This is a genomic window from Caballeronia sp. LZ019 (assembly GCF_031450825.1).
Classification (GTDB): domain Bacteria; phylum Pseudomonadota; class Gammaproteobacteria; order Burkholderiales; family Burkholderiaceae; genus Caballeronia.
In genome coordinates, this window is sequence record NZ_JARTVZ010000003.1 from 348,558 (window position 1) to 370,353 (window position 21,796).

Below are 21,796 nucleotides of genomic sequence, written 5' to 3' on the forward strand. Positions count from 1 at the left end.
CGCCCGTTAGGAACAGCGCCGGTTACTTGTCCTTATGCCCCGGCAGCACGGCGCCGAGCACTTGCCTGGCCGTATCGACGATGACGTTGCCCTGATCGGGATCGCCCTCGAACAACGTCGTCGCGAACGCCTTCGCCTGTTGCAGCGTGAAGTGCGGCGGCAGTGGCGGCACATTTGGATCGGTCTTCACTTCGATCACGACAGGACGGTCCGACGCCAGCGCTTCGTCCCACACGGCGGCCATGCGCTCCGCGTCGTCGACATAGAAGCCCCGCAAGCCGATCAGCTCCGCGAACCGGTGATACGGCACCGACGGAATGTTCTGGGATGCTTCGAACTTCGGATCGCCGTTCATCACGCGCTGCTCCCATGTGACCTGATTCAAGTCTTCGTTGTTGAGCACCATGCAGATCCAGCGCGGATCGGACCATTGCTTCCAGTACTTCGATACTGTGATGAGCTCGGCCATGTTGCTCATCTGCATCGCGCCATCGCCGACGAGCGCGATCACCGGTCTGCCCGGATGCGCGAACTTGGCTGCGATCGCATAAGGCACCGCCGCGCCCATCGATGCAAGGCCGCCCGATAGCGAGCACATCATGCCGCGCTTTACTTTCAGGTCGCGCGCATACCAGTTCGCGCACGATCCGGAATCGCTCGTGACGATCGCATTCGACGGCACGCGCGGCGACAGTTCCCATACGGTGCGTTGCGGATTCACGCCGGTCTCTGCAGGCTCGAGCGCGCGCTTTTCGAGCTTCTTCCACCAGTCGCCCATCCAGCCTTCGATGTCGTCGCGCCATCCGTGATCGGTCTTCTCCTGCAGCAGCGGCAGCAGCGCACGCAACGTCTCGGCGCTGTCGCCGACGAGATTGACTTCCATCGGATAGCGGATGGAGAGCATGTCCGCCTTGATATCGATCTGCACGCCGCGCGCCTGACCTTCCTTCGGCAAGAACTCGGAATATGGAAAGCCCGAGCCGATCATCAGGAGCGTGTCGCATTCGGTCATCAGCTTGTAGCTGGGCTCGGTGCCGAGCAGGCCAATTGAGCCGGTGACGAACGGCAGATCGTCGGGCAACGCGGCCTTGCCGAGCAGCGCCTTCGCGACGCCCGCGCCGAGTTTTTCGGCGACCGCGATCACTTCGTCAGTCGCCTGAAGTGCGCCCGCGCCGACGAGAATCGCGACCTTCTTGCCGGCGTTGAGGACATCGGCGGCGCGTTGCAGATCGTCGGCATAAGGGACGATCTTCGGCGCGCGATAGCCCACGCCCGAATGCACGGTGCCATGCTTGCGCGGCGGCGGCTCGTACTTCAGGTCCTGCAAGTCGTTCGGCAGAATCAGCGCGGTTACGCGGCGTTCGCCGAGCGCCGTACGCACCGCGCGATCGACCAGATGGCGAACTTGCGACGGCACGCTCGCCTGCTCGACGAAAGCGCCCGCGACGTCCTTGAACATCGCCTGAAGGTCGAGTTCCTGCTGATAGTGTCCGCCGAGCGCGGCCCGCGCCTGCTGGCCCGCGATGGCGAGCACCGGCATGTGATCGAGCCTTGCGTCATAGAGACCGGTGAGCAGATGAGACGCACCCGGTCCCGAAGTCGCGATGCACACGCCCAGCTCGCCCGTGAACTTGGCATGGGCGGAGGCCATGAACGCGGCCATCTCTTCGTGGCGCGCCTGAATGAATTCGATCTTGCCGTTCGCGCGATTGAGCGCGCCGAACACGCCGTTGATGCCATCGCCCGGATAGCCGTAGATGCGGCGCACGCCCCAGGCGTACAGGCGGTCGACCAGAAAATCGCCGACGGTGGTGCTCATGATGATTGCCTCCGTGATGCGTTCGGAAAGGAATGCAGGAACGAGAGGCGGGCAGCAAGGCACATGCCGTGCGCGTGCAATCGACGCGTAAGCTCAGTGCGCGACTTTCGCAGGCATCGCCCTTCGCTTCAGCACGCGCGCCTGCAGCACGATCACGAGCAACAGGAACAACCCGCGAATCACCGACTGCCAGTACGCCGACAGGCTGATATAGCCCAGACCATTTTCGAAGTTCAGCAGATTGAACACGAGCCCGAGCAGCGCGACGCCTGCAATCGTCATCGCGATGGAGCCTTCGCCGCCCGTCAGCCGGGTGCCGCCGAGCACGACCGCCGAAATCGCGAACAGCTCCCAGCCGACGCCTTCGTTCGGCTGTCCCGCGCCGAATTGCGCCGCGAGAATCGCGCCCGCGATGCCCGCCAGCAGTCCGCTCACCGCATAGACCGCGACGAGCGTGCGATCCACGTTCAGGCCCATCAGCCGCGATGCCTCTTCGCTCCCGCCGATGGCGAGCGCATGCCGCCCGAAGCGCGAACTGCGCAGCGCGATCCATCCCGCGACCGCTGCGATCAGCGACACGATGCCCGGTATCGGCAGGCCGAACAGATCGTCCTGGCCGAAGGCGGCGAAGTTCATGCCGGATGAAATCGCGACGGCATCGTTATGGCCGAGCAGCAGCGCGAGACCATGCGCGCCGAGACTGGTCGCGAGCGTGACGATGAACGGAAGAATCCGCATGTGCGTGATGACCATGCCGTTCAGCACGCCCACGGCCAGCCCCGCGAGCGAACCCGCAAGCACGCCCGCCACCGCGCCGTAGGGGCTCGCCAGCGCCGCCACGACGCTCGCGAGCGCGGCCACCGCGCCCACGGAGAGATCGATGCCGCCCGTGATGATGACGAACGCCATGCCGATGGAGATCAGCGCGAACATCGAGTTGTATCGCCAGAAGGACGTGACGTTGTATGCCGACGCGAAGTGCTCGTAGCGCACGAGGCCGAGCACGACCAGCGCGACGAGTGCGATGAGGATGGGAAGGTTCTTCTTCATGTCATGAGCCCCGGCGACGCTGCACATAGACGGCGGCGATGATGATCGCGGCCTTGAGCACGAGCGCGGCGGCATCCGGAATGCCGTGCGCGAGCAGCGTATAGCGCAATAGCTGGATGATGAGCGCGCCGATCAGCGTGCTCGTGATATAGGCCTTGCCGCCCGTCAACGCGGTGCCGCCGACGGCCACCGCCGCGATGGCGTCCAGTTCGACGCCGAGACCCACCACGTTCGCATCCGACGACGAATTGACCGAGATCGAGATCAGGCCCGCGAGTCCCGCAAGCGCGGCGCACAACGTATAGGCGATCATCTTCACGCGCGCGGTCGGAATGCCGCATAGATAGGCTGCATCCTCGTTGCCGCCGGTGACGAGCAGGTACTTCCCGAAGAGCGTCTTGCGCACGATCCACGTGAAGATCGCGACGAGCGCGAGCATCAACAGAATCTGGAACGGCACGCCGGCGACCTTGCCGAGCGCAATCCACTGAAACGCGGGATTGTTGAACGCCTGCAGGCTGCCATCGGTGACGACCTGCGCGATGCCGCGGCCCGCGATGAACAGCACGAGCGTCGCGACGATCGGCTGCACATGGAGCCTCGTCACGAGCAAGCCGTTGAAGACGCCGCATAGCGCAGCGGCCAGCACGGGCAACGTGAACGCGAGCAGAATGCCCAATGGCCCGTCGATGTTCATGAAGAGCATCGGCGCGAGCGCGCCTGCAATGGCCATCGAAGCGCCCACGGACAGGTCGATGCCCCCCGTCGCCACGACGAGCGTCATGCCGATGCCGACGATCACGATCGTCACCACCTGCGTGAGATTCACGTTGAAGGTCTGCAGCGACCAGAAGTGGTCCGTGAAGATGAGGTTGAACACGATCATCGCGACGAGCACGACGATCTCTCGCTGGATTGCGATGCCGCGCTTCTTCTTCGACGGCGTTGCCTGCGCGTCGGCGGCGAGGGGTGCGGCCGGTTGCGTCTTGTCGATCATGCTTCGTTCCCTTGCGCGGCGCTCGCTTGCGCCAGCGACGATTCTTCGCCCGAACCGTAGGCGATGGCATCCATGATCGATGCCTCGTTCATTTGCGCGCCGTCCAGTTGCGCGACCGTTTCGCCATCGCGAATGACGACCGCGCGGTCGGCCACGGCGGTCAGTTCTTCGAGCTCGGATGCCGATAGCAGCACGGCCATCCCCGCATCGCGCAGTTCGCGCACGATCTTCGCGACATCCGCTTTCGCGCCGACGTCGATGCCGCGTGTCGGCTCGTCGAGCAGCAAGAGACGCGGACTGGTCGCGAGCCAGCGCGCGAGCAGCACTTTCTGCTGATTGCCGCCCGACAGCTCGCGCACCGGCTGATCCGGCGAACGCAGCTTGATGCCGAGCGATGCGATGAAGCCATCGACGATCTCCCGCTGTTTCGCGACATCCACGATGCCGCGTTTCGTCAGCGCGGGCAGGCAGACGAGCGTGAGGTTGTCGCGCACCGAAAGGTCCGGGACGATGCCCTCGGCCTTGCGGTCCTCGGTCAGATACGCGATGCCCCGCGCGATCGCATCCTTCGGAGAACGGAACGATACGTCATCGCCGCCGACCGCGAGCGCACCCTGAGACGGACGGTCCGCGCCGAACAGAAGGCGCATGGTTTCCGTGCGGCCCGAGCCGAGCAGGCCCGCGAGGCCGACGGCTTCGCCCGCGTGGACATCGAGCGATACGTTCGTGACCTTCGCGCCTGCCGCAAGCGACTGCGCGCTCAACGCAACCGCGCCGCGCTTCGCGAGATTCGCTTCCTTCACCGCGCTGTCTTCGTGAACGACGGCGGCGAGCGTGCGGCCGAGCATCGTCGTGACGAGCCTGAGCTTGTCCATCTCCTGCATCGTGCTTTCCGCGACGGTCTGACCATCGCGCATCACCGTGACGCGGTCGCATAGCGCGTAGAGTTCGTCCAGCCGGTGCGATACGAAGATCACCGCGCGGCCGTCGTCACGCAGGCGGCGCACAACGGTGAACAGCAGTTCGACTTCGCGTTCGTCCAGCGAAGATGTGGATTCGTCCATGATGACCATCTTCGCATCCGACGACACCGCACGGGCGAGCGCGACCATCTGCTGAATCGCGGTCGAATAGTCGCGTACGGGCTTTCTCACGTCAATATGCAATCCGAATGATTCGAGCAGGCCGGACGCCTGACGCTGCACCGTTTTCCAGTCGATGAGGCCGAAGCGCCGCGGCTCACGCCCGAGGAAGATGTTCTCGGCGACCGAGCGGAACGGCACGAGGTTGATCTCCTGATAGATCGTGCTGATGCCGGATTCCCGTGCTTCCTTCGGCGTGCGGAAATCGACTTCGCGGCCGTCGAAGCGAATCGTGCCGCCGCTCTTGCGATAAGCGCCCGTCAGGATCTTGATGAGTGTCGACTTGCCCGCGCCGTTCTGGCCGATGAGCGCGTGCACTTCGCCCGCCGCCACGGTGAGCCGCGCGTGCTTGAGCGCCGCGACGCCGCCGAACGCGATATCGATGTCCTGCATGTCGAGTAAGGGAGTCTGAGCCATGCGTGTCGTCCGTCGATTGAGAAAAGCGGGCGCGCTCGAACACGCGCCCGCAACACACACGCCTGCTTCAGTACCCGTACTGCATGCTTTGATCGACGTTGCTCTTGTCGTAGAAGCGGTCGGACACCTTCACCCAGGCCGGAATGGTCTCGCCCTTCGCGTACTTCTGCGCAACTTCGCACGCAAGCGGTCCGAAGAACGGGCTCGACTGCACGCTCGCGCCGAGCTCGCCTGCCTTGATCGCTTCGAGGCCGCCCTTGGTGCCGTCGATGGTCACGAGAATGATGTCCTTGCCGGGCTGCTTGCCGGCGGCCTTGATCGCGGCAATCGCGCCGAGCGCCATTTCGTCGTTGTGCGCGTAGACGGCGGTCACGTCCGGGTGCGCCTGCAACAGCGTTTCCATGACCTGGCGGCCCTTGTCGCGCGCGAAGTCACCGCTTTGCGACGCGATGATCTTCATGCCCGGATTCTTCGCGATGACTTCGTCGAAGCCCTTCTTGCGATCGTTCGCGGCCGATGCGCCCGTCGACCCTTCGAGTTCGATGATCGTGGCTTTGCCGTTCGTCGCCTTCACGAGCCAGTCGGCGGCGCGGTGTCCCTGATCGATGAAGTCCGAGCCGATGAACGTGAGGTAGTCGCGGCCGGCCTTCGCCATCGACTGATCGATGTTGCGGTTGACCAGGATCACCGGAATGCCCGCCTTCTTCGCCTGCATGACGACCGGCACGAGCGGCTTCTCTTCGCGCGGCGGAAACACGAGCAGGTCGACGCGCTGCGCGATCATGCTCTGGATATCCGAGACCTGCTTCGCCGCCGAACTGTTCGCATCGGTCATCACCATCTGCCAGCCGCACTTCGCGGCGACGTCCTTGAAGCTCTTCGTTTCCGCAAGCCGCCACGGGTTGTTGCTTTCGGTCTGTGCGAAGCCCACGCGCAGCGGCTTCTTGTTCGGAATCTTGGGCAGGGCGTCGTCGGCGGCGTGCGCGGCGGTGAAGCCCGCGGAAAGCGTCAGCGCGGCGAGCGCGCTGAGTGCGGCGGCGAGCGGGCGCAGGCCCGGGCGTGATTGCTTCTCTAGCGACAGCATGTCTTCCTCCGATAAGGATGCTTCTCTTGTGGTGATGCCGATGCTTGTTGTTGCACGGTCGATCTGCTGCGAGAGTGGCTTGCTGTTGCTGCTTTTATGGTTATGTGCGCCGGGTCATCCGCCGTCAGCCGATTCACTCGCCGATTTGATTGATGGCGAGTTGCCTGACTTCATTGATGGCCCTGACCGATCCGCGCTCGATCAGCGGACCGTCGAGCTTCACGGTGCGGCGTCGCACCGGCGCGCCCGCCGCGCGATTGTGTTCTTCCTGCAAAAGCGTTTCGACGGCCCAGCGGCCGAGATCGTAGTTCGGCAGCACGACCGTCGTGAGCGGCGGATGCGTGTGCCGCGCGATTTCCTGATCGTCGTAGCCGACGACGGACACATCGTCCGGCACGCGCAGTCCCAGTTGCTTCAGCGCTTCGATGGCGCCGAGCGCCATCAGGTCGTTCGCGCAGAAGATCGCCGTGGGCGGATTGGCTTCGCGCATCAGCGAAAGCGTCTGCTCGAAGCCGGTGCCGGAACTCCAGTCGCCTTCGCGCACGAGTTCCGGCGCGAACGGCAGATCGGCTGTCGCAAGTGCCGTGCGATACCCCTTCAGGCGCTCGCGCGCGGCGTCCTGCCATGGCTCGCCGTTGATATACGCAATGCGCCGATGCCCCGCCGCGAGCAGATGATCCGTCGCCGTATGGCCGCCCGCGACCTCCGCCGGCACCACCGACGACACGCTCGCCTCGCTCGTGTAGCAGTTGAGCAGCACGGTCGGCACCTGCGCGAGCGAAGCGGGCAGCGTGACGCGGCGTGTGTACACCGTCGCGTAGATCACGCCGAGCACGTTCGGATTGCCGAGCGTCGAGTCCAGCACGCGCTGCTCGATCTCCGCGTTGCCGTGCGTCGAATAGACGGCGAGCATCCGGCCATGCGCAAACGCCGTTTCACGCGCGCCGTCGATGCTGACGACCGGATGCGGGCTCGTCGAGATTTCGTCGGCGAGATACACGATCAGATTGCGCTCGCCTTGCGCGCCGAGCGTGTCGATGGCTTCGAGGCTCGCCGATTCGCGCGGCGTCATGCGATAGCCGAGCTCTTGCGCGACCTTCAGCACCTTGTCGCGCGTCGCGTCCGAGAACTTCGCGCCGCTCGCGTTGTTGAGCACCAGCGATACCGTCGATTGCGAGACTCCGGTGAGCTTCGCGATGTCGGTCATCGTCGGACGGCGGGGCGTGGTTTTCTTCATCGTGCGGGCAACGCAAGTCATAGAGCGAATGAAACTTACCACTAATATTAATGATGAACAACGCGGGAAGCCCCTAAGCGAACAGAGCCGTCACGGGGTTTTCCCTGTCTATTACTAATAATATTGACGAGCCGATTACCCCCATGCCATGCTGTTTTCGATCGAACCGAGACCGAAACATGGAGGAGACGATGGGCCGGTATGACGAAAGCACGAGAGATGCGCTCGCCCGAGCGTTCGAGCAGGATGGATTCGTACTGCTGCGCGACCACTTCGACCGCGCGAAGCTCGAAGCATGGCGCGATGCGTTCGCGCCGCTCTTCGCGCCGCATGTCGAGTCGGCGAAAGCGGCATCCGTCAGTGGCAACCGCGGGCCGGGGCGCTACTACGTGACCTTGCCGTTCGAAGGCGAGTTCGCGGACCCGGCTTTCTTCTGCGATGAGGATATCGTCGGCATCGTGGAGCGCGTGGCGGGGCCGGACCCGGTGATGTGCCAGCTCGCCACCGATACGCCGGTGCGCGGCTCAGATTTCCAGGACTGGCATCGCGACACGCCGCCGCTCTTCGACGACGCGCCCGAAACGCCATCGTTCCAGCTTGCCGTGAACTTTCCGCTCGTCGATGTCGACGACAGAAACGGGTCGCTCGAAACGACGCGCGGCACGCATCGCATCTCTCGCGAAGAAGCGCTCGCCGGTCTCGCCGATGGCCGCTTCCCGCCCGAGCGCGTGCCGATGCGCCTCGGCGACGTGATGATCCGCGACGTGCGCGGGCTGCATCGCGGCACGCCGAATCTGACCGACGAGCCGCGTCCGATGGTCGTGATCGGTTATAGCCGCGCCTGGTACTTCCGGCCCGAAGTGCATATCGACGTGCCGCGCGCCGTGCTCGCCAGCTTGCCGCCGCGCGCGAAGCGTCTCTTGCGATACTGCCCGGTGGTCGAGCAAACCGCGCGCACCTTCGACGAAAACTACCGGCAGTTCGCATATTGAGCGCCGATCCCAACGAAGGCGCGGACCACGCGCTCGTCACATTGCGGCATGGCGCGCGGCGCGTGGTGCTCGCGCCGCATATCGGCGGGGCGATTGCGGCGTTCTTCGACGCGCACGGGGACGGCGAGCGTCACTGGCTGCGTCCCGCCACGCCCGATGCGCTCGCCGCGCGCAATCCACTCGGCATGGCGAGCTTTCCGCTGGCGCCGTACTGCAACCGCATCCGCGATGCGCGTTTCACGTTCGATGGCGCGCCTGTCGATCTGTCCGGCGACGGCAACCTGTTCCCGCATGCGCTGCACGGCAATGCGTGGCGGCGGCCGTGGCGCGTCGATGCGTTGTCGGAGGCGAGCGCGCGGCTCACGCTCAGTCACGATCCGTCGATGGACGTGGCGCATCACTGGCCGTTCGCCTATGAGGCCGCGCAGGACATCGCGCTCGACAACACATCGCTGACGGTCACGATGTCGCTCTGCAACCGGTCCGACCGGCGCATGCCGTTCGGCATCGGCCATCATCCGTACTTTCCGCGCACGCCGAACACGCGCGTGCGTGCGCAGGTTTCATCGATGTGGCATACGACGCCCGATCCGCTGCCGACGCACATCGGACCGCATCCGTGCGTGGATGCGCTGGCATCGCCCGAAGGCATGGCCGCCGATGCGTTCGACCTCGACAACAACTTCGCGGGCTGGACGCGCACGGCGTCGATTGCCTGGCCGGATGAGCATCGCTCCATCACGCTCGATGCCGATGCGCCGTTCGACTTCATGGTGATCTATGCGCCGGCGGCTTTTCCGTCGCTGCTGTGCGTGGAGCCGGTGAGCAACGTGGCCGACTGGGTGAACCTCGATGTCGATCACGCGCTCAAGGGCGGCGGCGTGCTGGAACCCGGTGAAGCGGCCAGCGTCGCGTTCCGATTGACGCCGCGGACGGATTAGGGTCCACGGCGTCCGCACGCGTTTCAATGCCCGAAGAACACGGTACATGCAGGCGCCCATGCGCAATCGGCGCTGCGTCCGCTCGCCGATGTTCCCGCGTTGCCGGTCGCGCCGCCATAGGCGCGATCGTCGCTCGCCCTCGACTGCGCGCTCGCATCCTGTTCGGGCGCGCCGTTGTGCGGCTGCATCGGACGCATCGTCTGCACGAGTTGCTGCGCGGACTCGGGCATGCCTTCGGCGCGCGCAGTGCCGACGGTCGCGGTCACTGCACAGGCGGCCATCATCGCGACGACTTTCAGGTTCAGGCTCGGCTTCATGTTCCAGCTCCTTGTAACGAATGCTCAAGCAGCCGGAAACGAATTTCGCGGACTCCTTGCAGCGTTGGGACGAAGTGGCGCGATGATCGAATGCGGCCAGGCGCGCGAACGATTCGGCCATGCGGCGTGTTTGCCGCAGTGCCGTGTCGAGCGCGTGAGACATCGCGCAGGCACACGTTACGGATTCGGGAGAGGACGCGAAATCCCTATGTCGAAGGGATGCGTTCGGAGGGATTGGTCATGGGGCGTGACCGTCGACAGCGAAGTAATGAGGGAAGAAAAGGCCGCGCATTCAACGCGGCCTGTGCGTTCATCGGCGCAGCGCGTTAATACGCCTTGCTGCCGCTGCTCGAACCGCTCTTCTTGTTCATATGGCTGCTGGAACCGGTCGATCCGCTCGTGCCGCCCGAGGAATCCATCGTGCTCGAACCGGATGCGCCTGACGTGGCGCCGGTCGTGCCGTGTGCGTTCGGCGTGCTCATGCCGGTGCCGCCCTGGCCAGCGCCATTACCGCCCGCCGTGCCGCCGCCCGCACCGCCCGCTCCACCGCCGCCGCCCGCACCGCCGCCTGCACCCTGCGCGAATACAGCGCCCGACATGCTCAGAACCAGCGCGGATACAAGCAAGCTCTTCTTTGCGATCTTCATGGTGCCTCCCTTGATGATGGTTTAAGCGCGCCGCTTCGCGTGGACTGCGCGGCGTCGCGGCTTACATACCGCAATCGCTGTGCCGCGCGATGAAAGCCGCCACGTCAGGAAGTAACGAACACGTCAGGCGAGCGCTTCGTCGCACCATTCGATGGCCCATGCCCGCGCGCAATGTAAGGCGTCCCATTCATTCGCGAAGGCGTCGAGGTCACCAGAGTCGTGGACTTCGAGATTAGGCGTATTTTCGTTCGGCGCGCTCGTGATCCGGGCATGTGCGTAGAAGCTGCCGTCTTCATCATGACGGGCCGTGCAGTCGATATGAAAGTGCTTGTAGTCGAAACGCATTCGGGAAGTCTCCGCTAGTAAGGAAAGGCGATGTCACGGGAGCGATGTTTGCTCGAACAATGCGACGCGATACCGGGAGCAAACTCGTGACCACAGCCACTACGCATGGACAATCGACGGACGAAGAAGACAGGGCCGCGTTCGAAGAGTTCAAGACGCTCGTCAACATGACGGCGCACCAACTCGAGAAGTGGCTTGCGACGGAAGAGTCCCGCGCAGTCGGCCAGAAAGACGGTGATGCGGAGTCCGTGGGCCACAAGTCGGGCAGACGCATTATCGAGCTGCTCGGCGCGAAGAAAAGCGATTTGCAGGCCGACGACTACGCGCACATGCGCAAGGTGGCCGGCTACGTGAAGCGCCATATGGCGCAGCGCCCGCATGGCGATATCGAGCATACGAACTGGCGTTATTCGCTGATGAACTGGGGACATGATCCGCTGAAGTGAAGCGCCCTTTCAACCTCGCACGACACCGATAGCATACTGTATAAACATACAGTATCATAGCCAGAATGGAACTGTCAGAGAAGCTCGAAATTCTTGCGGATGCCGCCAAGTACGACGCCTCGTGCGCGAGCGGCGGCGCGCCGAAACGCGAGTCGCGCGGGGTAGACGGCCTCGGTGCGAGCACGGGTTCGGGCATCTGTCACAGTTTCACGCCGGATGGCCGCTGCGTGTCCTTGCTGAAAATCCTGCTGACCAACTTCTGCCTGTACGACTGCCGTTATTGCATCAATCGCCGGTCGAGCAACGTGCCACGCGCGCGCTTCACGCCGGAGGAAGTCGTCTCGCTGACGGTGGACTTTTATCGCCGCAATTACATCGACGGCCTCTTCCTCAGTTCGGGCGTCATTCGCTCATCGAACTACACGATGGAACAACTCGTTCTCGTCGCCAGGACGCTGCGCGAGAAACATCAGTTTCGCGGCTATATCCACCTGAAGACCATTCCCGACGCCGATCCCGAAATCATCGCGCAGGCGGGGCGGTATGCGGACCGGTTGAGCGTGAACATCGAGTTGCCGACCGAGATCAGCCTGGAGCGTCTCGCGCCCGAAAAAAGCGGGCGGACGATCAAGCTCGCGATGGGCAATATCCGCGTGGCGCGCGAGGAATCGGAAGCGGAGCCGCGCGCTCCGCGTTTCGCGCCGGCGGGGCAGAGCACGCAGATGATCGTCGGCGCGGACGAGACGGACGACCGCACGATCCTCGGCACCGCTGAAACGCTGTACGGCTCGTATCAATTGAAGCGCGTCTACTATTCCGCGTTCAGCCCCATTCCCGACAGCCCGACCGGCGTGCCGTCGAAAGCGCCGCCGCTCTTGCGCGAGCATCGGCTGTATCAGGCGGATTTTCTGATGCGCGGTTACGGCTTCAACGCAGCCGAATTGCTCGGCGATGCCGGCAACCTGCCACTCGATGTGGATCCGAAGCTCGCCTGGGCGCTCGCGCACCGCGAGCGCTTTCCGGTGGACCTGAACGTCGCGCCCGGGCGGATGATCGCGCGCGTGCCGGGCATCGGGATGCGCAACGCGAAGCGCATCGTCGAGTTGCGGCGAACGCGCCGCGTGCGCTATCACGATCTCGTGCGGCTGCGCTGCAGCATGGACAAGGTCAAGCCGTTCGTGGTGACGGAAGACTATCGGCCGCCGCTCGTCGAGGCGTCGTCGGAAAATCTGCGGCGAGCGCTCGCAACGCAGCCGGTGCAGTTGTCGCTTCTCTAGCGCCACGATGCAGGCCATCACCATCGACGACGACTTCGACGCCTGGCGCAGCGCGGCACTGAACGCGCTGTCGCTCGGGCTTGCGCCCGAAGCGATCGACTGGCGCACGCGCGAAACAGAGGCGCCGCCGCTATTCGACGCGACCGACCCCGGCGCCGCGCCATCCGGCAATCCGGAACAGGTGCGCGTTTCGCGCGAGCTTGCCGCGCTGCTGAAAGACGCCGCCCATTTCCGCGACGTGCATCGCTGGGGCTTTCTGTATCGCGTGTTATGGCGATGGACGCACGGCGACCGCTCGGTCGCCTCTCCCGCCGATGAGGACGGCGCGCGCCTCTACAAAATGGCGAAGGCCGTGCGGCGCGCACAGCACGACATGATCGCCTACGTGCGTTTCCGCCAGCGCGATGCATCGCTCGGCGCGCCGGAATACGTCGCGTGGTACGAGCCTGATCACGATGTGCTCGCGTGGGGCGCGGAGCACTTCGCAGCGCGCATGGGCCGCTCGACGTGGCTCATCACGACGCCCGATGGCGCGGCGATGTGGAACGGCGAGCGCTTGCAGATCGAGCGTCGCCGCGCGCTGGCGGCGGACCATGCGACGGACACGCCCGACGCCGCCGAAGACCTCTGGATGACTTACTACCGCAGCATCTTCAACCCGGCGCGGCTCAACGAATCCGCGCTCGAACAGCAGATGCCGGTGCGGTTCTGGAAGGGCTTGCCCGAAGGCGCGCTGATCCCGCAAATGCTGAGCGATGCGCGCGGCGGGGCGCGGCGCGTCGCGCAGGCGAGAACGGTCGGCGCGCTCGGCGGCAAGACGGTGCACGTCGAGGCCGAAGATGCGCAGCCGGAACGCGACGCGCCCACATCGCTCGATAGCTGCCGCCGCTGCGATCTCTGGCGCAACGCGACGCAGGCGGTGCACGGCGCGGGGCCGTCGGATGCGCGCATCATGCTGCTTGGCGAGCAGCCCGGCGATCAGGAAGACCTGAAGGGCGAGCCGTTCGTCGGACCGGCGGGACAGCTGCTCGATGACGCGATGCGCCGCGCCGGCGTGCCGCGCGAACAGGTGTATCTCACCAACGCGGTGAAGCACTTCAAGTGGGAACCGCGCGGTAAGCGGCGTCTGCACAAGACACCCGGGCAGCAGGAAGTCGAAGCGTGCTCGTACTGGCTCGAACGCGAGCTGGACGACACCGCTGCGCGCGTCATCGTCACGCTCGGCGCGACGGCGCTTACCGCGCTCCTCGGCAAGCGCGCGACGTTGCGCGAGCATGTCGGACGCGTGGTGCCGTTCGGCGACAAGCTGATCGTCGCGACGTATCACCCGTCATACGCGCTCAGGCAACAGGACGATACGGCGCGCGAGAAGACCGTCGCCGATATCACCGATGCGCTCGCAAAAGCGCACGCGCTGAGCAACGATCCGGGCACGCGCTAGAACGCCGCGCGCACCACGCCGCCATCGGCGCGTAACGCCGCGCCGTTCGTCGCCGACGACAGCGCCGAGCACACGTACACGACCATGCTGGCGATCTCCTCCGGCTCGATGAAGCGCTTGAGCAGCGAACTCGGCCGCGCCTCCGCGAAGAACGACTTCTCGGCTTCCTCGAAGCTCTTGCCGCCCGAGAGCTTGTCGACGAACTCGGTCACGCCCTCCGAACTCGTCGGGCCGGGCAAGACCGCGTTCACCGTCACGCCGGTGCCGGCGCACGTTTCGGCGAGACCGCGAGACAGCGCGAGCTGCGCGGTCTTCGTCAGCCCGTAGTGAATCATCTCCACGGGAATCTGGATGCCGCTCTCGCTGCTGATGAAGACGACGCGGCCCCAGTTCCTCGCCTTCATCTTCGGCAGATATGCACGCGACAGCCGCACGCCCGACATCACGTTGGCGTTGAAGAAGCGCAGCCAGTCGTCGTCGGTAATGTCTTCGAACGGCCTCGGTTCGAAGATGCCCATATTGTTCACGAGAATATCGACGTCCGGAAAGCGCTGCACGAGCGCGTCGACTTGCGCGGCATCGGAGACATCGCCGGCGAAACCTTCGGCCTGCGCATTCGGCACGGCCTTACGCAGCTTGTCGAGCGCGGCATCGACGGATGATTGCGAGCGTCCGTTGACGATCACGCGCGCGCCTTCACGCGCGAGACTCACCGCGATTGCATGACCGATTCCTTTCGTCGATCCGGAAACGAACGCGAGCTTGCTGGCGATCTGTAGGTCCATTCCTGACTCCCTGGTTGATCTGGTTGACTGGCGATTCGTGCAACCGGTGAATGGTAGCGACGTCGGCGCAAACGCGCTGAATCGCGGGCAGAAGGCCCATCGCGCGATGAAACTCCGCGACATAAATGTTCGATGGCGTGAGCGTCGGGCGTCGTCCATAGTTGCGCCTGCAGCCAACCACTGAGCCAATGTCACCATGTCCAAGCCGATCCTTGTCTCCTCACTCGATTCCATCCTCAAACATGCGCGCCGCGTCGTGATCGCCGGCGTGATGACCGGCACCGCATTGTTCGCGGGCTGTGCGCAAGCCGGCCCGTATGCGGATGCGACGACGGTCGCCTCAGCGCCCGCGACGCGTCCCGATGCGATCTACGTCTACGCGTTCGACAGCGATGCAAGCGACGTCAGGCTCGACGACCACGGTCTCGCAGCCAAGCTGAAAGCCTCGATGTCCGGCGAATCGCGCGCGCAGCAGCAATCGCAGGAAGCGGTCGAAGCGCGTGAGGAAGTCGCCAACGAAATCGTCGCGAAACTTCAGTCGATGGGCTTGCCCGCGATCCGTGCCGATGTCCCGCCGCCGGACGACCGGAGCGTGCTCGTCGTCGCGGGCAGCATCGACAGGATCGACGCCGGCAACCGTCGGCGCCGCATGCTGATCGGTCTTGGCGCGGGCGAAAGCAAGGTCGGCGCGACGGTGCAACTCGTCTACAAGCCGGCGCACGGCGTGCCGCAACTCGTCGAACAGTTCGACGCGAGCGCGGACAGCGGTCACGCGCCGGGCGTCGCGGAAATGGCGGGCGTCGGCGCAGCGGCGGGTCATGCGGTGAGTTCCCTCGCGGTATCGGGCGGTCTGCATGCGGTATCCGAAACGAAGCGGGCGGGCGTCTCGTCCGACGAGAAACGCCTCGGCGATGCGATCGCGGCGCAGATCGGTAAAAGCGGCGCGGCGCAGGGCTGGATGCCCGCGAAGAGCTGAGCGCGGATTCAAGATTGCCCGGCACGCGCCGATAAGACGCAGAAGCAAACAAGCATCTTCAACCGGCACCCATGCACGGCACTTACAACTTCTGGCTCGTCGCGGCGTCGCTCGTCGTGGCGGCGCTCGCCTCGCTCACGGCGCTCGACATCTCCGGCCGCATCGCGATGCTGTCGCGCTCGCGCGTGCGCTATCTGTGGCTCGCGGGCGGCGCGGCATCGATGGGCACCGGCATCTGGTCGATGCACTTCATCGGCGTGCTGGCTTTCTCGTTGCCGATTCCGCTCGGCTACGACCTGCGCATCACGGCGGCGTCGCTCGGCGTCGCGATACTGGTTTCGTTCTTCGCGCTGTCGGTCATCAATGGCGCGCGGCTCACCTTCGCGCGGCTCGCGGTGAGCAGCGTGCTGATGGGCGCGGGCATCGCGACGATGCACTACATGGGCGATGCCGCGATGCGGATGCAACCGGCCATCGTCTACGATCCGGCGCTCTTCGCTGCATCGATTGCGATCGCGGTCGTGGCATCGGGCGCGGCGTTGTGGATCGCGCGTGCGTTGGCCGATGCGAGCCAGGCGCACCTGACGGCCAAGCGTATGGCATCGGCACTCGTGATGGGTGTCGCGATCACCGGCATGCATTACACCGGCAATGCCGCCGCGAAATTTCCGCTCGGCGCGATCTGCGGCGCGGCCAACGATGTTGACGTGTACTGGCTCGGCACGACGGTCACGCTCTTCACGCTGACGATTCTCGTCATCACGCTCGTGCTGTCGCGCTTCGACGCGCATAACGCGATGCTCGCCGGCTCCGTGACGCGCCTGCACGGACAGATGGTGCACATGGCGACCTTCGACACGCTCACGGACTTGCCGAACCGCCGCACGATGACCGAGCGCATCGAGCTTGCCGTGCGCAATGCGACGCATGGCGGCACGCGCTTCGCGATTCTCTTCATGGACCTCGACGGCTTCAAGACCATCAACGATTCGCTCGGCCACTCGACGGGCGACGAAGTGCTCAAGGCGTTCGCGCGACGGCTGCTGCGATGCGTGCGCGGCGGCGATACGGTGGCGCGGCTCGGCGGTGACGAGTTCGTGGTGTTGCTGGAGAACATGAAAGCGCATGAGGATGCGGAGCGGCTTGCCGAACGCATCCTCGATACGATGAGGAAGGGGCTCGTGATCGGCGAGCATCCGTTGCAGGTGATGCCGAGCATCGGCATTGCGCTCTTTCCCGACGATGGGGAGAGCGTCGAGGCGCTGCTCAAACATGCGGATGTCGCGATGTACGAAGCGAAGCGCGGCGGACGCAGCACGTATCGCTTCTTCGAGGCGAGCATGAACGAGGCGGCGGTTCGCACGCTGCAGATTCAGCAGGCGTTGCACGAAGCGCTGGACGCGGGCTATTTCTTTTTGCTGTTTCAGCCGAAGTTTCGCGGCGACGGCGAGCTTGCGGGCGCGGAGGCGCTGATCCGGCTCGATCATCCGCAGAGCGGGTTGCTGACGCCGCTCGAGTTCATTCCTATTGCGGAGCGTTCGGGGCAGATCGTGGAGATCGGCTATTGGGTCGTGCGCGAGACATGCCGGCAGATCGTGCGATGGCGCGAAGCGGGATGTCCGCCGGTGAAAGTGGCGATCAACCTGTCGCCGCGGCAGATGAACGAGACCGATCTCGTCGAGCGCATTCTTGCGATTTTGCGCGAGGAAGGCGTGGCGAGCGAGCAGTTGATGTTCGAGATCACGGAGTCGGTGGCGATGCAGGACGCGCCGCGCACCATCGACATGATTCGCGCGTTTCAGGACAGCGGCTTCGAGATCGCCATCGACGATTTCGGCACGGGGTATTCGAGTCTCGCGTATCTGCAGCGGTTTCGCGCAAAGCAGTTGAAGATCGACCGGTTCTTTACGAACGGGCTCGACGAGAACGGGCAGGAAGGGCGCGCGATCGTATCGGCGATCATCGCGCTTGCGCATTCGCTGGATATGGATGTGGTCGCGGAAGGCGTCGAGACGGGGACGCAGCGGGATCGATTGCGGGATCTCCGGTGCGACGAGATGCAGGGCTTCTTGCTGGCGAAGCCGCTTTCGGCGCAGGCGTTCGAGGCGTTGCTGGAGGAGGGGGCGGTGGGTGTCTGAGTCCACGCATTAGCGGCGCGCGCTTTCGTGCGCGTGCATTTCGATTAGGCATCCTACGACTCTGTGTTAAATCTCCCCTCGCGCGGATCGACTTCGTTCATCCCCGCGTGATGACAACGAGGCAACAAACGAGGGGGGCAGTATGACCAAGAAGCAAACGTCGCACGTGTTGAGCTTTATCAATCTCAAAGGCGGCGTCGGCAAGACGACGACGGCGGTCGCCGTCGCTGAAATCCTTGCGCAGGACATGGGCAAGCGCGTGTTGCTCATCGATCTCGATCCGCAGACCAACGCGACGGTGAACCTCATCACCGAGGAAGCGTGGGATGAACTGGACCGCGATGGGCGAACTATCGCCCAGCTTTTCAGCGACAAGATCAATCATCATTTGCCGCCGCGCTTCGATATCGCCCGTTCGATTGTCCGCGGCGTCTCGACCATCGACGGCGGCATCCGGACACTCGATCTTCTGCCTTCGAGCATCCAGTTGGTCGAACTGCAGGACAGGATTCCGACGATCGCGATGACGGGCAACTTTACGGTGAATCCGCGCGACATCCTGAGAATTGCGTTGCAGCCGGTCATCGACGACTACGACTATGTGATTATCGATTGCCCGCCGAGCCTCGGAACAGTGACAAAGAACGGGCTGAACATATCGAACAGCTACGTCATCCCGACGATCCCCGACATCGTGTCGACGTGGGGCATTTACCAGATCGTCGAGAATGTGCGCCGCTTCGCGCAGGAAGTGAAGCAGTCCATCGAGCCCCTCGGCATTGTCGCGACGAAGGTGCAGGGCAACAACCTGCACGTAAGGGTGATGAGCGATCTCTCGCACGGACGTCTCGGCAAGTTCGCGGAATCGGACGTGCCGCAACCGCGCTTCTTCAAGCATCACATTCCGCAATCCGTCGCTGTCGCACGCGGCGCCGATGCGCAAGCTGACTTGCGCACGTTCAAAGGCAAGTACGGCGTGCCCGCTTACGAGGCATTGCTGGGCGTGACACAGGAAATTCAGACGCTATGCGAAGCAAGCAATCTTTGATCGAATTGCTGCATGGGCTCGTCCAGCTCATCGACGACGAAGCGTCGCGCAATTCCGAATTCGCGGCGAAACTGGATGCGCTGGTGCAGCCGGTTTACGACCGGCCAGAGGGGCGCGCGAGAGCGGGGGGAAAGCGGAAGGACGCGGACGTACCCGACGTGCATCAAGAACTCGCGTCGCGGGGCGAGGATGCGTTTCGTACATGGCTCCGCGAGCAGAGTGTCGAGGTGCTCAGAGCGATCATTCGTCGTGAAGACCTCGATGCGTCGCGACGGGCGTCGAAGTGGAAAGACGTGACGAAGCTGGCGAATTTCATAGCGGATGGGTTGAAGGCAAGGATGTCGCGAGGGGCGGCGTTCATGGCGAGGAAAGACTAAGAGCCGTGCCGCAATGGATGAAAGCGTCATGGTTCGTTCGTTGCGGCTCTTGGTGACCGGTTTGCAATCGGCGAAGAACGTGCTGCTTCGCGGCTTTCGGAAAGACACAGCGGCTTACAGGCAACTATTCATATCGAGAATCGGATTCTTCCGAATTGCATTGCGCTAGGCAGTACCTCACAATGCTGTCACTATTTTTCGGGCTGGTGAACGAGCGTTACCGCGCATCACACATGCGCCGTCGTTCAATCGAGACATAGTCACTGAATAGATAGTAAGCATGACGTAATGGCGTTAGTCGACGATGTTTTTCGTCGCCTGGTCACGCACGCACCAACGTCCGGGTCGTGCAGGCCTCTTCATTGGTCACTAGACAGCGATTCACCAGTCGGAGCGGACGTGAAACCAAGATTTCAGGAGTACTATGAACGGGAAGAAAACTACGTTAGCGAGTCGTTCCGGGATTTTGCGGTAGACCATCCAAAGATCGCTGCGAGGCTCGGCGCGCGGGCGGGCGACGCCCAGGATTCTTATGCGCAGCGTTTGCTTCAGGCTTTTGCGTTCGCGTCTGCGCGCTCCCAGATGCGTATCGATGACTGGACCCTTGATCTACCGCTGCGCGAACTCGAGGCCGTCAATCCTAACTTTGTGGCGCCGCTGCCTTCGCTGGCCGTGGCGCGTTTCTATCCTGATGCGCAAGCTGCTCATAGTCCTCAGGGTCTTCTGTTGCCACGCGGCACACGCCTCACGACACACGCTACAGACAAAGGCGCGACTGCTGAATTCCGCACCGCTCAACCCGTCAGAGTATGGCCGCTCCGGATAGATCGCGTACGCTCGACGGGCATTCCTGCCGATATTCCTTCATTACATCGTTTTGTGGAGGGAAGCCAGGACGTCGCGGTCGTGCGCGGAGCACTCCGTATTCGTCTTGCCACGATCAATGGTGCGCGCCTGTCGAGCCTGGCAGCGCTGGACAGGTTGCCGGTCTACTTGTGTGGCGAGGAACGCTTGGCCTCGCGCCTCTTCGAGTTGATCCATACCTCTGTGATAGGAATGGTGATGGGCGCGCCGGACCGGTTCGAGAGCGGCGACCTGTACGGTGCGAAGCTTCCCGGTCTGCCGCACATGACTGTGAGTTACGAAGGGCTGAATCCCGACGAGAGCTTGCTGCGCCCAATTTCGCCAAAATTTCACGGGCAGATGCTGGTGCACGAATTCTTCGCACTACCCGCAAGATTCTGGTTCTTTGCCCTGAATGGCTTAGGTCCGGGGTTGCGGAAGATCGATGGTCCGGAGGTGGAAATCGTGCTCCTGCTCTCGCGGGAAGTGAACGTGTTCGAAGAGCACATCGACGCTTCGCAATTTGCGCTCTTTTGCTCTCCGGTCGCGAATTTGTTCCCGACGCGAACGGCGCGTCTCGATCTTGCTACGCAAGCGGCAGAGCCGATCATTACACCCGTTGCCGGGGCACCCGATGATTTCGAAGTCCATTCAGTCGATCTGGTATTGGGCCAGGTGGACAAGGACTCCGGGCCCGTAGCATTTCGGCCTCTCGACGTGCCGTTTGCCGACGACAGTGCTCGTCACCCGCGCTTTTTCACGTTACGGCGGGAGCTCGAAGCAGTCGTGGACCACGAACGCCGCTACGACACGCGTCAGCAGTTCGTCCGCACACGCACGCGACTGAAGCTGCTCGGTCCGGACCTCCAGCCGGACGACATCGGTATCCAGTACGTCACCCTCGAAGCGTGGCTGACGAACGGGGACCTGCCGTGTATCGTGCCGCGCAACGGAGTGAACGACCTGATCGCGAAGGATGCGAAGTCGGTCGCGACGGTCGGTTTCGTGCGTGCCCCGACTGCTCCCCGGGCGCCGCTCGCGTTCGATGCCGGTAGCGACGCGGCTTGGGATCTGCTGCGCCAGCTCCATATCGAGTTGCAAGCCTTCGATGACGAGTTCGACGAGAAAGATCCAGGCGAAGGACTGCGCTCGATGCTGCGTCCTTTTCTCGGTGCGGGCGATCCGACAATGGCCCGCTGCCTTGAAAGCCTCGTCGGCGCGAGTGTCAGGCCCGTGTACGACATGCATCGCTGCGGCGGTGAACTCGAACTGTCGCGTGGCATCGAGGTGACGCTTACCTTCGACGAAGAGGACGAAGGCGACTGGTTACCGTTCACTTTCGCCTTGGCGCTGGAGCGCTACGTCGCGCGTCACGTCTCAGCGCATGCCTTCACGCGCACCGTTATGCGTACCGTGCAGCGCGGAGTAGTTTTCACTTGGCCGACGCGCGCGGGCACGCGCGGCATCTTCTAGAAAA

At 63.8% G+C, this 21,796-nt stretch carries 20 protein-coding genes; 10 read left to right on the forward strand and 10 right to left on the reverse strand.

Going from position 1 to position 21,796, the window contains the following annotated elements:
• Nucleotides 1–22: 22 nt before the first annotated feature.
• The 6 genes from P9255_RS10125 to P9255_RS10150 form a co-directional block, all read right to left on the reverse strand.
• Nucleotides 23–1,819: a thiamine pyrophosphate-requiring protein gene (locus tag P9255_RS10125; RefSeq protein ID WP_309789436.1), complete on the reverse strand. Its 1,797-nt coding sequence runs from the start codon at nucleotides 1,817–1,819 to the stop codon at nucleotides 23–25.
• Between the two features lie 93 nt (nucleotides 1,820–1,912).
• Nucleotides 1,913–2,869, reverse strand: a complete 957-nt coding sequence (locus P9255_RS10130; protein WP_309789437.1) for an ABC transporter permease — start codon at nucleotides 2,867–2,869, stop codon at nucleotides 1,913–1,915.
• 1 nt (nucleotide 2,870) lies between these two features.
• Nucleotides 2,871–3,866 (reverse strand): ABC transporter permease, encoded by a 996-nt coding sequence (locus P9255_RS10135; RefSeq protein ID WP_309789438.1) that lies wholly within the window; start codon nucleotides 3,864–3,866, stop codon nucleotides 2,871–2,873.
• Nucleotides 3,863–5,425, reverse strand: a complete 1,563-nt coding sequence (locus tag P9255_RS10140; RefSeq protein ID WP_309768002.1) for a sugar ABC transporter ATP-binding protein — start codon at nucleotides 5,423–5,425, stop codon at nucleotides 3,863–3,865. Before P9255_RS10140 ends, P9255_RS10135 begins: the two co-directional genes overlap by 4 nt.
• Before the next feature lie 67 nt (nucleotides 5,426–5,492).
• Nucleotides 5,493–6,509 carry an ABC transporter substrate-binding protein gene (locus tag P9255_RS10145; protein ID WP_309789439.1) on the reverse strand — a complete coding sequence of 339 codons (1,017 nt, stop codon included), beginning with the start codon at nucleotides 6,507–6,509 and terminating at the stop codon, nucleotides 5,493–5,495.
• A 133-nt stretch (nucleotides 6,510–6,642) separates the two neighbouring features.
• Nucleotides 6,643–7,746 (reverse strand): LacI family DNA-binding transcriptional regulator, encoded by a 1,104-nt coding sequence (locus tag P9255_RS10150; RefSeq protein ID WP_309767999.1) that lies wholly within the window; start codon nucleotides 7,744–7,746, stop codon nucleotides 6,643–6,645.
• A gap of 191 nt (nucleotides 7,747–7,937) precedes the next feature.
• Here P9255_RS10150 and P9255_RS10155 point away from each other — a divergent pair, with 191 nt between their 5' ends.
• Nucleotides 7,938–8,738: a phytanoyl-CoA dioxygenase family protein gene (locus tag P9255_RS10155; RefSeq protein ID WP_309768251.1), complete on the forward strand. Its 801-nt coding sequence runs from the start codon at nucleotides 7,938–7,940 to the stop codon at nucleotides 8,736–8,738.
• Entirely contained in the window at nucleotides 8,735–9,679 is a 945-nt protein-coding gene (locus P9255_RS10160) for an aldose 1-epimerase (RefSeq protein ID WP_309767997.1), read from the forward strand. The genes P9255_RS10155 and P9255_RS10160 overlap by 4 nt, the downstream gene beginning before the upstream one ends.
• 23 nt (nucleotides 9,680–9,702) lie before the next feature.
• Here the strand turns inward: P9255_RS10160 and P9255_RS10165 are convergent, their stop codons facing one another.
• The 3 genes from P9255_RS10165 to P9255_RS10175 all read right to left on the reverse strand — a co-directional run bounded on the left by P9255_RS10165 (nucleotide 9,703) and on the right by P9255_RS10175 (nucleotide 10,988).
• A complete protein-coding gene (locus P9255_RS10165) occupies nucleotides 9,703–9,996 on the reverse strand; it encodes a hypothetical protein (protein ID WP_309767996.1) in 294 nt (97 codons plus the stop codon).
• Nucleotides 9,997–10,322: 326 nt separating this feature from the next.
• Nucleotides 10,323–10,643, reverse strand: coding sequence for a hypothetical protein (locus P9255_RS10170; RefSeq protein ID WP_309767995.1), 321 nt, complete (start codon nucleotides 10,641–10,643; stop codon nucleotides 10,323–10,325).
• A 123-nt stretch (nucleotides 10,644–10,766) separates the two neighbouring features.
• Nucleotides 10,767–10,988, reverse strand: coding sequence for a hypothetical protein (locus tag P9255_RS10175; protein ID WP_309767994.1), 222 nt, complete (start codon nucleotides 10,986–10,988; stop codon nucleotides 10,767–10,769).
• Between the two features lie 86 nt (nucleotides 10,989–11,074).
• On the opposite strand from P9255_RS10175, the gene P9255_RS10180 reads away from it, so the two are divergent.
• The 3 genes from P9255_RS10180 to P9255_RS10190 all read left to right on the forward strand — a co-directional run bounded on the left by P9255_RS10180 (nucleotide 11,075) and on the right by P9255_RS10190 (nucleotide 14,152).
• On the forward strand, nucleotides 11,075–11,434 hold the full coding sequence (locus tag P9255_RS10180) for a DUF3140 domain-containing protein (RefSeq protein WP_309767992.1): 360 nt from the start codon (nucleotides 11,075–11,077) through the stop codon (nucleotides 11,432–11,434).
• A gap of 65 nt (nucleotides 11,435–11,499) precedes the next feature.
• A complete protein-coding gene (locus tag P9255_RS10185) occupies nucleotides 11,500–12,711 on the forward strand; it encodes a putative DNA modification/repair radical SAM protein (protein ID WP_309767990.1) in 1,212 nt (403 codons plus the stop codon).
• Nucleotides 12,712–12,718: 7 nt separating this feature from the next.
• Nucleotides 12,719–14,152: a UdgX family uracil-DNA binding protein gene (locus tag P9255_RS10190; RefSeq protein WP_309767989.1), complete on the forward strand. Its 1,434-nt coding sequence runs from the start codon at nucleotides 12,719–12,721 to the stop codon at nucleotides 14,150–14,152.
• Here the strand turns inward: P9255_RS10190 and P9255_RS10195 are convergent.
• A complete protein-coding gene (locus P9255_RS10195) occupies nucleotides 14,149–14,937 on the reverse strand; it encodes an SDR family oxidoreductase (protein ID WP_309767988.1) in 789 nt (262 codons plus the stop codon). The two genes, P9255_RS10190 and P9255_RS10195, sit on opposite strands and share 4 nt — an antisense overlap.
• 196 nt (nucleotides 14,938–15,133) lie before the next feature.
• Here P9255_RS10195 and P9255_RS10200 point away from each other — a divergent pair, with 196 nt between their 5' ends.
• The 5 genes from P9255_RS10200 to tssF all read left to right on the forward strand — a co-directional run bounded on the left by P9255_RS10200 (nucleotide 15,134) and on the right by tssF (nucleotide 21,792).
• Nucleotides 15,134–15,913 carry a DUF4410 domain-containing protein gene (locus P9255_RS10200; RefSeq protein ID WP_309767987.1) on the forward strand — a complete coding sequence of 260 codons (780 nt, stop codon included), beginning with the start codon at nucleotides 15,134–15,136 and terminating at the stop codon, nucleotides 15,911–15,913.
• Between the two features lie 71 nt (nucleotides 15,914–15,984).
• Entirely contained in the window at nucleotides 15,985–18,051 is a 2,067-nt protein-coding gene (locus P9255_RS10205; RefSeq protein ID WP_309767986.1) for an EAL domain-containing protein, read from the forward strand.
• Nucleotides 18,052–18,193: 142 nt separating this feature from the next.
• On the forward strand, nucleotides 18,194–19,099 hold the full coding sequence (locus P9255_RS10210) for an AAA family ATPase (RefSeq protein WP_309767985.1): 906 nt from the start codon (nucleotides 18,194–18,196) through the stop codon (nucleotides 19,097–19,099).
• Nucleotides 19,078–19,476, forward strand: a complete 399-nt coding sequence (locus P9255_RS10215; protein ID WP_309767984.1) for a hypothetical protein — start codon at nucleotides 19,078–19,080, stop codon at nucleotides 19,474–19,476. Before P9255_RS10210 ends, P9255_RS10215 begins: the two co-directional genes overlap by 22 nt.
• 399 nt (nucleotides 19,477–19,875) lie before the next feature.
• The gene (tssF, locus tag P9255_RS10220; RefSeq protein WP_309789440.1) at nucleotides 19,876–21,792 is read left to right on the forward strand and encodes a type VI secretion system baseplate subunit TssF; all 1,917 of its coding nucleotides are present in this window, start codon (nucleotides 19,876–19,878) and stop codon (nucleotides 21,790–21,792) included.
• Nucleotides 21,793–21,796: the final 4 nt, after the last annotated feature.

Coding starts and splice junctions, on each gene's coding strand:
- P9255_RS10155 (WP_309768251.1), top strand. CDS start 7,938: ATGGGCCGGTATGACGAAAGCACGAGAGATGCGCTCGCCCGAGCGTTC.
- P9255_RS10195 (WP_309767988.1), bottom strand. CDS start 14,937: ATGGACCTACAGATCGCCAGCAAGCTCGCGTTCGTTTCCGGATCGACG.
- P9255_RS10140 (WP_309768002.1), bottom strand. CDS start 5,425: ATGGCTCAGACTCCCTTACTCGACATGCAGGACATCGATATCGCGTTC.
- P9255_RS10175 (WP_309767994.1), bottom strand. CDS start 10,988: ATGCGTTTCGACTACAAGCACTTTCATATCGACTGCACGGCCCGTCAT.
- P9255_RS10200 (WP_309767987.1), top strand. CDS start 15,134: ATGTCCAAGCCGATCCTTGTCTCCTCACTCGATTCCATCCTCAAACAT.
- P9255_RS10210 (WP_309767985.1), top strand. CDS start 18,194: ATGACCAAGAAGCAAACGTCGCACGTGTTGAGCTTTATCAATCTCAAA.
- P9255_RS10215 (WP_309767984.1), top strand. CDS start 19,078: ATGCGAAGCAAGCAATCTTTGATCGAATTGCTGCATGGGCTCGTCCAG.
- P9255_RS10205 (WP_309767986.1), top strand. CDS start 15,985: ATGCACGGCACTTACAACTTCTGGCTCGTCGCGGCGTCGCTCGTCGTG.
- P9255_RS10130 (WP_309789437.1), bottom strand. CDS start 2,869: ATGAAGAAGAACCTTCCCATCCTCATCGCACTCGTCGCGCTGGTCGTG.
- P9255_RS10170 (WP_309767995.1), bottom strand. CDS start 10,643: ATGAAGATCGCAAAGAAGAGCTTGCTTGTATCCGCGCTGGTTCTGAGC.
- P9255_RS10185 (WP_309767990.1), top strand. CDS start 11,500: ATGGAACTGTCAGAGAAGCTCGAAATTCTTGCGGATGCCGCCAAGTAC.
- P9255_RS10135 (WP_309789438.1), bottom strand. CDS start 3,866: ATGATCGACAAGACGCAACCGGCCGCACCCCTCGCCGCCGACGCGCAG.
- P9255_RS10165 (WP_309767996.1), bottom strand. CDS start 9,996: ATGAAGCCGAGCCTGAACCTGAAAGTCGTCGCGATGATGGCCGCCTGT.
- P9255_RS10125 (WP_309789436.1), bottom strand. CDS start 1,819: ATGAGCACCACCGTCGGCGATTTTCTGGTCGACCGCCTGTACGCCTGG.
- P9255_RS10145 (WP_309789439.1), bottom strand. CDS start 6,509: ATGCTGTCGCTAGAGAAGCAATCACGCCCGGGCCTGCGCCCGCTCGCC.
- P9255_RS10150 (WP_309767999.1), bottom strand. CDS start 7,746: ATGAAGAAAACCACGCCCCGCCGTCCGACGATGACCGACATCGCGAAG.
- P9255_RS10190 (WP_309767989.1), top strand. CDS start 12,719: ATGCAGGCCATCACCATCGACGACGACTTCGACGCCTGGCGCAGCGCG.